Source organism: Alicyclobacillus cycloheptanicus (genome assembly GCF_028751525.1).
Taxonomy (GTDB): Bacteria; Bacillota; Bacilli; order Alicyclobacillales; family Alicyclobacillaceae; genus Alicyclobacillus_L; species Alicyclobacillus_L cycloheptanicus.
Genome location: NZ_CP067097.1, coordinates 1,106,274 through 1,118,465 on the forward strand (window position 1 = coordinate 1,106,274; position 12,192 = coordinate 1,118,465).

Sequence of the window (12,192 nt, forward strand, 5' to 3'; positions counted from 1 at the left end):
TTCGGACTACGCCGCCTAGATATTTACAGGCTTTGTGTTCGCACAAGTAAACAACAATCGTTCTACCAGTCGATGCCCGAAATGCCTTCGATTGAACCGATACACAAATTCCTCAAGATAACTCTGCCGATACTCCATACGACCGTGGTAGGTGCCATTGATGAACGCCTTCGCAAGGCTGATGATCTTGTCAATCCATTCGAACGTCTCGTGCGCCTCCGGAGTCCCCGATTTCGTGACGATATGGGATGCCGGTTCCAGTTCCTTGGCGCAAGCGGCATAGGTCGTGCTGCCGTCAGTTTCCCATACGCACGAAGACTGTAGCCGCTCGGACAACACGGCTGAAACCGTCTGCCTAGTGAGATCGGGCACCATGGCCAGCATGATATGCTTCGGCTTGTGACGCTCTACTTCCACCGCTACAATAACCGGATCCTGATCCGAACCCCGTCCACGCTTGCCTTCTCCGTGGCTCTCTCCACCGAAAAAGGCATCGTCGATTTGCACGAGGCCACCCAACTGGTACCGGGCATTCCGATCAGCCATCGCCTGCCGAATTTTATTCAACATGCTCCAGGCTGTCGGGTACGACACCCCGATATTCCGGGCAATCGTTGTGGCCGCCACGCCACGTTTGTCATTGGCCACCAGGTACACCGCCAGAAACCACTTGCGTAGATCAGTCTTCGTCTTGTGAAACAGTGTCCCGGCCGTCACGGAAGTTTGTCGAGTGCAGGCTTTGCATTGCAGTAGGGGCATTCGATCCTCGGCGTGACGACGGGCTTTCGAGATAACTTCCGAGTAATCCCTACCTCCACAATGCGGACATACAAATCCGTCGGGCCAACGCTGAGCGAAAAGATATTCATCGCAGGCCATTTCCGTAGCAAACCGTTCCTGAAACTCAAGCAAATGCATAGACAATCATCTCCGAACATTTGTTCTATAACGTCATTCTACCACCTCCGTCCCACTTTTGCAGTCTCACTTTGAAGAGTTGATATGTATGAAATCTTTTGAACCTCATTTACGAGGTATGTATAAGACATCCCTTTCGAACGAAGGCTTGGGGATGATAATAGCGCACAAACGTGATGCGCAGTCTCTTCCACCAGAGATACTGCAGACCACCATCCGTTTGATGAAGCTCGAACGCCTCTTGCTTCGTCATTGCGGCCCTGCCTGCATCAAAGACAATGTCACCACAACAGAGAACAAGTGTGGGTTCCACAATCTCAATCTGCTTGAGAAGTACATCGGAACCCTCTTCTAAAAGACCATGAAGCGTGGATGACCCGCGTTCCAAGCCACTTCATATATCAAAATTTCAGGGATAAACGGCCCTGAGAGGGTGTTGCGGCGTTCCCATTCTATAAATAGTCGATTGAGTTGCCGTCTTCGTTGTCATCGATGCACCTTTTTTCTGCCCTACTCTACTTTAGAGAATCTGCATAGCGCTCCTGTAACCACGGATCGCCATGTGGATGATACCCGAATCGCTCCCAAAATCCCAATTTCTCTTCCGAGGAAAATTCAATGCCACGAACCCACTTCACACTCTTCCAAAAGTACAAGTGCGGCACGACAAGGCGCAGTGGAAAACCATGTTCTGGTGACAATTCCGTTTGATTATATCGATAAGCAAGCAAAACGCCCTCACGGAGCAGGTCATCGACCCGAAAATTGGCCGAGTACCCCTGTTCTCCGTAAACCATCACAAACTTAGCAGCTGGATCCACCTCAATGAGCCCAAATATATCAGAAAAGCGAACGCCTTCCCAGTCATTGTCCAGGCGGGACCACGTGGTCACGCAGTGTACGTCGGACGTGTAGTGAGATTGAGGAAGAGACTTCACATCATCCCACCTCAACCGCATTTCCGCTTTCACAGCGCCGAATAGATGCAAATCCCAGTCTGCCACATTGATTTGTGGTACAGATCCGGCATTCATCACAGGAAACTTTGTCGTTGCAATTTGCCCAGGTGGCAACCGGCTATCCCTCGCCCCATCGCGCACCGAACCACCTCCCGCTATTGTATGTCCACACTGTACCACACTCCCTTCCTTATTTAACGCTAGCATTCACACGCACTGGTCCAACGGGGTTGTGTTAATATCGATCACGACATGAAGCCACGGAGGCATCAGAATGGGGACCGAAGAGCATACCAATGTGAACGCGCCAATTCGTCTGATTCTACAATTTGAAGTGGACGGCAACGGGACGACCCTTCACAAAGAAGTCATCGTGGACCTTGAACCCGACGCCAGTCCAAGTAGCGCGAACCCCATCCACGTGATCAACAGAATGACCGCAGCCATCTTGCAGTTGCTCGGGCAAAGCACTCAAAGGAAAGAGAGCGTACAGAAGGAACCAACCGCCGAAGATATACCATTCAAAGGCTTCACCGCGCGGGAGATGGATGTTCTTTCACATGTTATGACCGGCGCTACCAATGCAGAAATCGCGAAATCGCTTGGAATATCCCCCAACACCGTCAAGTATCATGTAAAGAACATCCTTCAAAAATTACACGTGAAAAACCGAGTCGAATTAGCCATTCAGTTTCATCAGCGATCGTCTTCAGAGAGCCGGACATGATGTGACTTCCACACCACTCTCCCCCTTCGTACCATGCGTCGCCTATGGTTCACATAAACTCCACACAACTTACCCCAACGGGTAGGTTCAGTCCTGCCTTTCCCCTGTTATGCTAACCAAAGTAGCTAGAGTTACTAAACTAGCCAACGACCAGTGACACGAACGAGCGCTTGGTATAGGGGATGTGATGGAACGATGACGGCGATGCTACATAGCATTTGGTTACAGGTTGTCATCGCATTAGTCACTTTACTAATTAGCGTCATTCTGATGACGCCAACAGAAAGAGGAGCCAGACGCCTTATCACCAGATTTGAACTGCATTACGCACTTGACGCGGACACAAGTACCGTATCGGTCGGTGGCCGGCCAGTGGAACGTGCCGAAAAACAACAAATTATCGAAGACTACAACCAGGCGATTTTCATACAACGGTATGATTATCCCCCGCAGCCCCAGGTGACACCAATTGTCGTCCACACCAAGCAAGGGAATGCCGATGTCACGCTTTCGCTGTATGTTTACGCCGATCACGTTGATGTCGTCAAACAACGCAACAAGAAATCCGCGGCATTCAGGTTGTGGTACTCAGACCAGCGAGGCTATAACTATCGCAACGCGTGAGAGGCCATGAATTTACAGACAAACTCCACAAAACCGCATGTTTATTCCACGCTTCACCGTGCCGTGTGAATCGTTGAGGCTCCTAGACCGTTAGGCACCGAACCCTGTGTCCGGTGCCTAAGAGGGACCCGTTCTCCATTCGTGAAACACATGCCTAGTTCGCGGAGGACTTGTACACCCATTCTTGATTTTTCGCAAGATTATCTTTCGTAATAATTACGTTGTCGAGTTGTACAAAGCTTTTCACCTCACTCTTTTTTCCAGTTGCAAGGTCATACGCATACTGGACTGCCATTTGTCCTTCCAGCATAGGCTTTTGTGCAATGAGCGCTGATATGAGCCCCGACTGAAGGTCTTGGATTTCGGCCGGCTCTGCATCGTAACCAACAATCTTCACAGCACCCAGCTTGCCCGCGCTGCGAACGCCTTCTGCACCACCGGAAGCTGAGGTGTCGTCCGTACCGAAGATACCAACGAGATCCGGGTACCGAAGCAGCAGGTTTTGTGCGAGCGTTGCAGCCTTCGTCGTCTGTTCATTGTCATACTGCACACCGACATAGGTCAGATTGGGGTACTTCTTAATCTCCTGCGCGAACCCTTGTACCCGGGCAGCGTCTGTGGTAATCCCCGGTGACGGATCGAGCACGGCAACCACACCTTTCTTGCCATTTGCCGCCTGAGCCAAATAATCCGCCGCGGCCGCACCACCTTGCGTGTTGTTGGATGTGATTCGAGATGACAGCAAGGACGTATTCGAAATGGTGGAATCCGCAGTGATCACAGGGATACCGGCTTGCACTGCCTGTTGGATCGGCGGTTGCATCGCCGTTGCGTCTGTGGGACAGGTGATGAGCACGGTCACCTTCTTCGTCACCATCGCATTAATGTACGGTGTCTGATCGGACGGAGAGTACTGCGAAGCGCCCTGCCAATCCAGCGTCACGCCTAGCTTTTTTGCTTCTTGCTCTGCACCGACCTCCATGGAGATGAAGAATGGATCTGTCGTCGATCCCGGTACAAATCCAACTGTGATCTGCTTACCAGAAGTCGATCCGCTGACGGAATTCGAGGACTGGTTCGATGCCGAATTCGTCGTTGCTGTTCCACAGCCGACTGCGAGTAACAAGGATGCACCCGCCGCCACAAAGCCAACACGGTTCTTCAAACTTGTTCCCCCCTTGAACTTTTGTAAAAACCTGCAACAACTCACTTCAACACGCGGTTCCGATACCGACGTTGGTCGACGTACACCGCGAGTATGATAATGACGCCAATCGAAACCATCTGCCAATATGACTGGACGCCCATTATCACCAATCCAACTGTAAGTACAGTAATGATGAGGCCACCAACAGTTGAGGCAATGACATTGCCCCGACCGCCGAACAGACTTGCCCCACCAATGACCACGGCAGCAATCGCATTTAGCTCGTCATTCTGCCCTTCAAGCGGGGAACCGGAGACGAGTCTCGCTAATACCAAGACACCCGCAATTCCACTCAATAGGCCTGACAACGTATAGATTTTCAACAAGTGACGTTGGACGTTGACACCCGACCGCCTAGTCCCCTCACGGTTACTTCCGATCGCGTATGTATACCGCCCGAATCGAGTGCTCCGAAGTGCCAGTGCGGCAAGAATGACGATCACGACGGTGATCACGAACGGCACCCCTAAAAAGTGGAGCCATACAGTATTCCCAATCGACCCCAGCTGCGGTGGCAAATTTACAATGTCACTGCCATTCGTGATGAGAAAAGTAAATCCAGTGGCAACACCCAACATACCGAGGGTTGTGATGAATGGCGTCACATCCATATACGCAATCACTAACCCATTGATGAAGCCGAGCAGTGTTCCGCATAACACCCCGACGACAATACCAGCGCAGAGCGCCAGCATCGAGTTGTGCGCCAACAATTGCTGCATGGTCCAGCCGCCCACCATACCTGAAAGTCCAAGAATGGCGCCCACGGATAAGTCAATTCCCGCCGTAATAATGACGAACGTTTCGGCAACCGCCAGTATCAGCGTCTCCGAGGCTGCGACCGTCACACTCACAAAATTCTGGGCAGAAAAGAAGTTTGGTGCCAGTAACGAAAACACCAAGACCATGAGGATAAGAATGCCAATGGTCCACCAGTCACCCAAGTCCTGAATTGACCAACGCCGGGCAGATTCCGCCTCCCCAGACTGGACTCTACCGATTTCCGCCATGCCCAATTCCTCCATCTGCATCCTGTTTAGGACGCCTCTTCTTTCGAACCCGTAATCCAGGAAACGACCTCGTTCAGGTTGGCTTCTGCTGTTTTTAACGAAGCAACTTTCTTTCCCAGTCTCATGACTTCGATGCGATCCGTAACTTCAAGTACATGCGGCAGTGTATGGCTGATGAAGATAACAGGGATTCCTTGTGCACTAACGTTCCGAATCAGCTTAAGAACCATGTCCACCTCTTCCACCCCAAGATGGTTGGTAGGTTCATCAAGAATCACAAGCTTTTTTCCCCACGCTGCTGCCCGAGCTACCGCGACAGCCTGACGCTGTCCACCTGACAACTCGGCAACAGGAACCTTTAACGACGGGACATGTACATGCAATGAGTCTAGATAGCGCTGCGCCTCCTGGGCCATGAATGTTTTGTCTACAGCGCCAAAAATTCGTGTCCATCCACTGCGTAAGCGTTCTCTCCCGAGGAAAATGTTTTCCTCGATGTTCAGGTGCGGAGCAAGCGCCAGGTCTTGATAAACGGTTTCTACACCAAGTTGTCGGGAGTCTGCTGGAGAGTGAAAAGCGACTGTACGGCCATCGAGTTCGATTGTTCCAGAGTCCGGCTGGATGGCCCCTGACAGTATTTTGATCAATGTTGATTTTCCAGCCCCGTTGTCTCCGACCAAACCGACGACTTCTCCTGGATATATCTCAAAATCCACGTTATCCAGTGCAACGATCTTGCCGTAGTTTTTTGACACACCACGCACTTTCAGGGTAGGTTCCATTCCCGTCACTTCCTCAAGTGATTTCTCACGATTCAGCATTTACAATCGCGTGACGCGGCGCCTTCGCCGTTTTACCCAAAATGGTATAGTTCGATGCTCCCCCGCAGGCTGGAATGTTATTGGCGAGATGATGCTCATTTGCAAATGCGAGAGCAGCGAATTTCATTGCCTCCTTAAATTGAGCAGGTATGCCGTATTCGTCGGAGACGGTCAATCGGATATGCGATGGAATCTCCTGTTCAATCCACCGCATGAGTGTCTTGTTTCTTACCCCGCCGCCACTTGCAATTAAGACTCCATATTGTTCCATTCCAACTACATGTGATTTGATTGATTCGGCGATTGAAACAGCCGTGAATTTGCATAGCGTTGCAAGCATATCCTCCCGTGAAAGGGTGTGATTCTCACGCAAAATGCGAGCCGCAAAGTCCTCGCCGAAGTCCAGTCGCCATGCCGAACGAGGGGGCTTGCGACGGAAAAAGTCGTGATCGAGCAAGCGCTTTAGTAGTTCTGTGTTCGGCTTGCCGAGTGCCGCGTATCGCCCATCAGGGTCGTACGGCGTGCCGAATAGCTGCAGACTTGCAAAATCCAGCATGACATTGCCCGGACCAGTGTCGAACGCCATCATGCGCCCGCGGTCGCGATGAACGACTTGGCAGTTCGCAATTCCCCCAATGTTCAGCGTAAGCACAGGTGCCATGTCGCGAAATGAAACAAAGTCCAGGTACTGCATCAACGGAGCCCCCGTACCCCCAAGCGCATGGTCGGCAGGCCGAAAATGGGTAACGGTGGTCACGTTTGTGTGGGCCGCGATGACTGCTGACTCCCCAATTTGCAACCCCACTGGATAGGGGCCATTCATCCACTTGTTGACTGGCGAACATTCTTTGGGGAGATTTTGCATTTCGTCTCGATTTGGAGGCTCCTGATAGATGGTCTGCCCATCCACACCGATGAGTTCAATGTCTTCACTTGACTTGCCGGTGACGTGCATGAGTTCTGTCGCAGCCTGTGCGTAAATCGCACCTACGACATAGTTCAAACGTGTTAATTCGAAGATGCTCAGTTGGTTTTGAAACGCTTTCAAGACGAGATCGCGTACGTCCGACGGCCAGTCAACAGAGATCCCATGAAGGTAGACCGGCTTATTGGGATGTCCGTCTGCCCCGAGTGAAAGATCAACCAGCACTGCATCGATTCCGTCGAATGATGAACCACTGTTCATTCCAATCACCAATCCCATGAAGTCCCTCCCATGCATTCCGAATACTCGCTGTTTCCCCAAAGGTGCATTTACGACCTACGCCTTCACGCGAAGCGCTCCATGGTTTTCCACCCGACAGGTTCCTATTTGGGCGCCTTTGGCGAGGTACATGACTCGCGTATCACCAATTCCGTTTTCAAAATGATTTTCCGGTCATTGGCCTGCCGGTAGCTTCTTTGCCTTTCCAGCAGGGCAATCAAGTGTTCAGCAGCGATGCTTCCGATGCTGTACGTTGGCTGCGTCACGACGGTCAACGGCGGCGATAAAACCTGTGCCAAATCAAAATCATCCCATCCAATTACGGAGATGTCATCCGGAATCGTCATGCCAGCTTCACGGATCGCTAGAAGCACACCCGTCGTCATCAAGTTGTTCAGCCCAACGATTGCGGTTGGACGTTCAGCCGCAGGCATATTCAACAATTCCCGCGCCGCATAGGCCCCGCTTTCTACGCCCAACAGTCTTCCAAGCTTCACCAAGTCATCGCGAAACTGCAACCCGAAATCTTGAAGCGCTTTCATGTAGCCTTGCAAACGCTGATGTATGGAAGAAACCATCGACCCCCCCGCCACAATCGCGATCCGTTCGTGACCAAGTTGGATGAGATGGACGACGGCCTCATAAGCGCCCCCGAAATTGTCCGCCTGAATCACCGGTACATCGATGCCTTCTGCCTCGCGGTCAATAAATACGGTCGGCGTTTCCAGGTAAAATTTGCGAACGGGTCTTGGAATCTTGCGTTCTACCTCACACGCGGTGCAGGCAAGAACCCCGTCAACGCGTTTTTCCGTCAAGGTCTTCAAATAGGAGGCTTCCTTGTCAATACCATCGTCCGTGTTGCAGATCACGAGATTGTACCCATACTTGATGAGCGTGTCGTCCACCGCCCGAGCAATCATTCCAAAAAATGGGTTACAAATATCAGAAACAATCATCCCTACCGATTTTCTTTGCTTCCCCTTCATGCTCTGTGCGATTGTGTTGGGATGGTAATCCAGCTGCCGAATCGCCTCTAGCACCCGCTGCCGTGTAGGTTCAGAAACTTTTCCGTATCCTCCGATGACTCTTCCGACTGTCGCCGGTGACACGCCCGCCCGCTTGCCGACCTCGCGGATTGTCACTTCGTTTCCTGGCGACTCATGCTTCATGAATTCCGCAGTCTCCCTCCCAATGACTTCTTTATAAAATATTTTTAACATTATTTTTAATGAGAACGTTCTCACAAAAAAGTTACCACGCCTCATCCCGAATTACAACAATAAAATGTGTGAACATTTAACACACACAGATGAATACATTGAACATTGTCTCCCCCGCCTTGGGACAGTTTGGTTTGCCGGACCACGCGGAGCACTGGCACTCGTCATGGACAGACCTGTACACCTTCAAGACAACAACACATCTGCTCCGTCAAGCAGGTGCCTCTACAGCGCACCAATCGCCGTCTGTCGAAAACGTCCTGGGGATACACCCACCTGACGCTGAAACAGGTTTATAAAGTGGGTCTCACTTTGATACCCTACCATTCCGGCAATTGTGCCGACTGTGTGATCCGTTGTCAGAAGATATTTCTTTGCCACTTCAATCCGATACGCCCGCAAGTACTGCATCGGACTCTGCCCGGTCTGCTGCTTGAACACATGAGACAGATGGAACGGGCTTAGAAACGCCGCCGCCGACACCTCCGCCAGCCGGAGATTCGCAGGGTAGTTTTCGTGGATGAATTGCTTGGCCACGCTGACCGCATTAGCAGCACTTGGCCTCCTTTGCATTGCAGGACGATGATGAAGTTCTCGCATCACCTCCGCGAGCAACACGGCTAACAAGTGGTCGCAGATGTAGTTGGACTCAGGTCCAGGATGTACGTATTCCATCCATAATTCATAAAACTTCTCTTTGATAGAGAGGTACCGATGCCGCAGTGGAATCACCGGAGGCACGTCTGACGCTAGAAAATCCCCTGGCGGCAAGCCTGAGATCTGTACTGAAGAGCATCCGATATACATCATGCGATGAGCTGAACACGGAAATGACCTCTCTTCGTGCCACACGCCGGGATTGTACACAACCAAAGACTGAGGGCGAACGGAGTACCTCGTTCCACCGATGAGATACTCTCCTTCCCCTTCTGTAATTAACAAAAACTCCGTCCATTCCGGATGCTTGTGCACTGACTTATGAAACAATTCATCCGCACGATAGGACAACTGACCCGCATACAATAGATGCGGTGCCTTGTCTGCCAAATCACCCCGGCCTTCCCTCGTCATCACATCCACCCCCATAACCGCAAAATCGCATAGTATTAAAGCAATAATCAAAATATTATTTTCGGTAATTTATCATACAATCAACCCAAAAACAGCACATCATCTGGAGAGGGGATAAAGCATGAACGCAGAACTGCCACTCACGACGATGGATACGGCGCTCAAAGAATTGGGGGTGTCCACAGACACGCTAACGGCTGATGAACGCAATGCGCTTGATGAACACGGCTACGTAGTTTTTCCCAACCTGATTTCGGCACACTGGCTCCAGCAGCTCAGGACAGCCTTCGACGCCCTGTTGCGGAAGGAAGGGAGCGCCGCAGGAACCGAAGTACATCAAGAGGAAGGTACGGCCCGTCTATCGGATCTGATGAACAAGGGAGAAGTCTTCGACGGCTGCTATACCCATCCAAAGGTACTCGCAGCTGTACACCATATCATTTCAGCCGATTTCAAAGTGTCAGCCATGAACGGACGCGAGGCCTTAGAAGGCGGAGGCCGTCAGGCACTCCACGAGGACTGGAACGACTCATTTTTCGAATTAGGCGCCGTCGCGAAAGATGGTCAATACCGCCAACCAAATGACCCCTTTTACGTGGCGATATCGTTGTGGCTGCTCGATGACGTCACCGAAACCAACGGTGCAACTCGAGTCGTTCCAGGCTCACACCATCGGCGCGCGCCTCAGTTTGAATTAGAAGATCGCTTCGCGGATCACCCGGAGCAAGTCCTGCTCACAGGAAAGGCTGGAACCGTCATTGTGATGAACAGCCATCTCTGGCACGGTGGAACCACGAATACGTCCGGAGCCCGGAGAAGAGTACTCCACCCTTATTATGTCGCAAGGCAATTCAGGCAACAACAAAATCAACGAGAATACATTCGCAAAAGCACCTATGACCGGATATCACCCGCCGCACGCTACCTATTAGATGTCGATTGAATCGGTCGGAAACTCAAAAGCAAGAAGGAAGGTCTCGATGAACTGAAACAGTCAGGTCGCCAAGTGATGAACAGGGGAGGCATCGCAAAACAACCGACGACCTCCCCTTCCATGAGGGTCACACATCCTTGTACAGTTCGGGTGACTTCATGGCATCGATATACCGCGGTTCTACAGCGCCCGTCCGAACCAACAAATTCCCTGCGATATCCACGACCTCTTCTCGACTGCGAGCCCGGCACTTGGCTTCAATTGAATGCGTGGTCAATAAATCAATCATTCTGTGAGCCTTCTCTCTCTCCCCTGATGTGGATTGTCCGATCCCGTCCGAAGGCCACCGTCGATTGTGGCAACCAAGTAGGGAGCAATGTTTTTGAGCAGTTTGTTCATCTCTCTATCGACCGCAGCAGGCTGCGCGATGCGAAAATTCTCCCTCGCCTTGGCGTACTCCTCGGTATCGACCAACTGCTTCAGCTGGCTTTTGGTAAATGAAGTGAACCCATGCACTTTCATTCGTGCGAGTTGAATTGCCACGACAACGATGAATTCCTCGCAGTTGACCCGCGGCGGCCGTGTTGTTGTGTCTGTTGCGGAAAGAACATTCGTAATCCGGCGCATATCGGCCAAGCAGGAGAGGATCAACTCGTCGATGTGGCGAACCTGAATGGGGCCAGGCTTATTTAGACTGTCCGGAGATGCGTTTTCCCGAATCAAGCGCAGTGCTGCGTGTCTGCGGAGCAGTTCCGGTCCCTCTACCTTCGCGCCGTAGTGGCGTTTCCGGATAAGCTTTAGTCCTGCATTATCCAGCCAGGTTTCGGCACGATCCATGTCCATGTAGACGGTGCGTGGGCTGGCCTTCAGCACATCCTCCAATTGTTTCACCAAAACAGGTTCGTCTTGAAACAGGAGTATAGCGAGCAGTCTGTGCAGTCTTTGTTCAGAGGCATGGGTTTTGCTGACCAGCGCCCGCCCGCTGCAAACGACTTCTGCCAGTCGAGCCTTGGCTTGGTTGTCTCCTTCGAGCCGCACGCCGTTTCTTCGACGCACAAGCGTGACTCCGACGTCGGCACAGACCTGCTCGATTTCGTCCAGATCGTAACGGATACTTCTTTGCGTCACACCGAAATGATCAGCCAGAACGCCTGTTGTCACCGGGTGCGATTGTTCAATGAGCATCGATAAAATTCGAAGCGTCCGGGGTTTCAAGTCGCTGACGGCCAGCATACAATCCCCCCTCTCGTGCCCGTGTACGCCCATTCCATACGGAAATTCATTGCAGCCCACTCGAGCGATGTAACCTCTTACAGGTGAATCATATGAGGCATATGCAGCGCACAAGACGGAAAAAACATGCAATCCATTTCCGCAGTACCTCCGGATGGTGCGGAAACGAGATTGCACAGGGTTACGTTGGTTGGTTTCAGATCGAAAAAATCCCCCGAATGGGGGATTTCGCTGTATCGTACCGAAGATTTCATTGGACCTGCA

The 12,192-nt window shown here is 51.6% G+C and carries 14 protein-coding genes; 4 read left to right on the top strand and 10 right to left on the bottom strand.

The features are described from left to right. Nucleotides 1-15 precede the first annotated feature (15 nt). Complete coding sequence (locus tag JI721_RS05080; protein ID WP_274456983.1) at nt 16-918, bottom strand: IS1595 family transposase; 903 nt, start codon at nt 916-918, stop codon at nt 16-18. An 88-nt stretch (nt 919-1,006) separates the two neighbouring features. On the opposite strand from JI721_RS05080, the gene JI721_RS05085 reads away from it, so the two are divergent. Next, nucleotides 1,007-1,273, top strand: a complete 267-nt coding sequence (locus JI721_RS05085) for a hypothetical protein (protein ID WP_274456984.1) — start codon at nt 1,007-1,009, stop codon at nt 1,271-1,273. A 160-nt stretch (nt 1,274-1,433) separates the two neighbouring features. Here JI721_RS05085 and JI721_RS05090 read toward each other — a convergent pair whose 3' ends face one another. Continuing rightward, complete coding sequence (locus JI721_RS05090; protein ID WP_274456985.1) at nt 1,434-2,018, bottom strand: sulfite oxidase-like oxidoreductase; 585 nt, start codon at nt 2,016-2,018, stop codon at nt 1,434-1,436. 133 nt (nt 2,019-2,151) lie between these two features. On the opposite strand from JI721_RS05090, the gene JI721_RS05095 reads away from it, so the two are divergent. Further along, entirely contained in the window at nt 2,152-2,604 is a 453-nt protein-coding gene (locus JI721_RS05095; RefSeq protein WP_274456986.1) for a LuxR C-terminal-related transcriptional regulator, read from the top strand. Between the two features lie 195 nt (nt 2,605-2,799). Further along, the gene (locus tag JI721_RS05100) at nt 2,800-3,228 is read left to right on the top strand and encodes a YfmQ family protein (protein WP_274456987.1); all 429 of its coding nucleotides are present in this window, start codon (nt 2,800-2,802) and stop codon (nt 3,226-3,228) included. A 154-nt stretch (nt 3,229-3,382) separates the two neighbouring features. On the opposite strand, the gene JI721_RS05105 is transcribed toward JI721_RS05100, so the two are convergent. The 6 genes from JI721_RS05105 to JI721_RS05130 form a co-directional block, all read right to left on the bottom strand. Continuing rightward, complete coding sequence (locus JI721_RS05105) at nt 3,383-4,393, bottom strand: ABC transporter substrate-binding protein (protein WP_274456988.1); 1,011 nt, start codon at nt 4,391-4,393, stop codon at nt 3,383-3,385. 41 nt (nt 4,394-4,434) lie between these two features. Next, the gene (locus JI721_RS05110) at nt 4,435-5,445 is read right to left on the bottom strand and encodes an ABC transporter permease (protein WP_274456989.1); all 1,011 of its coding nucleotides are present in this window, start codon (nt 5,443-5,445) and stop codon (nt 4,435-4,437) included. Nucleotides 5,446-5,471: 26 nt separating this feature from the next. Continuing rightward, the gene (locus JI721_RS05115) at nt 5,472-6,227 is read right to left on the bottom strand and encodes an ATP-binding cassette domain-containing protein (RefSeq protein ID WP_274456990.1); all 756 of its coding nucleotides are present in this window, start codon (nt 6,225-6,227) and stop codon (nt 5,472-5,474) included. A gap of 25 nt (nt 6,228-6,252) precedes the next feature. Beyond that, nucleotides 6,253-7,470: an anhydro-N-acetylmuramic acid kinase gene (locus JI721_RS05120; protein WP_274456991.1), complete on the bottom strand. Its 1,218-nt coding sequence runs from the start codon at nt 7,468-7,470 to the stop codon at nt 6,253-6,255. A 104-nt stretch (nt 7,471-7,574) separates the two neighbouring features. Next, nucleotides 7,575-8,639: a LacI family DNA-binding transcriptional regulator gene (locus JI721_RS05125; protein ID WP_274456993.1), complete on the bottom strand. Its 1,065-nt coding sequence runs from the start codon at nt 8,637-8,639 to the stop codon at nt 7,575-7,577. Between the two features lie 276 nt (nt 8,640-8,915). Then, complete coding sequence (locus JI721_RS05130) at nt 8,916-9,761, bottom strand: helix-turn-helix transcriptional regulator (protein WP_274456994.1); 846 nt, start codon at nt 9,759-9,761, stop codon at nt 8,916-8,918. Between the two features lie 121 nt (nt 9,762-9,882). Here JI721_RS05130 and JI721_RS05135 point away from each other — a divergent pair, with 121 nt between their 5' ends. Next, on the top strand, nt 9,883-10,704 hold the full coding sequence (locus JI721_RS05135; protein WP_274456995.1) for a phytanoyl-CoA dioxygenase family protein: 822 nt from the start codon (nt 9,883-9,885) through the stop codon (nt 10,702-10,704). Nucleotides 10,705-10,822: 118 nt separating this feature from the next. Here JI721_RS05135 and JI721_RS05140 read toward each other — a convergent pair whose 3' ends face one another. Together JI721_RS05140 and JI721_RS05145 are read right to left on the bottom strand one after the other, a co-directional pair. After that, the gene (locus JI721_RS05140) at nt 10,823-10,984 is read right to left on the bottom strand and encodes a PTS sugar transporter subunit IIABC family protein (RefSeq protein WP_274456996.1); all 162 of its coding nucleotides are present in this window, start codon (nt 10,982-10,984) and stop codon (nt 10,823-10,825) included. Next, a complete protein-coding gene (locus JI721_RS05145; protein ID WP_274456997.1) occupies nt 10,981-11,928 on the bottom strand; it encodes a BglG family transcription antiterminator in 948 nt (315 codons plus the stop codon). The genes JI721_RS05140 and JI721_RS05145 overlap by 4 nt, the downstream gene beginning before the upstream one ends. Nucleotides 11,929-12,192 lie beyond the last annotated feature (264 nt).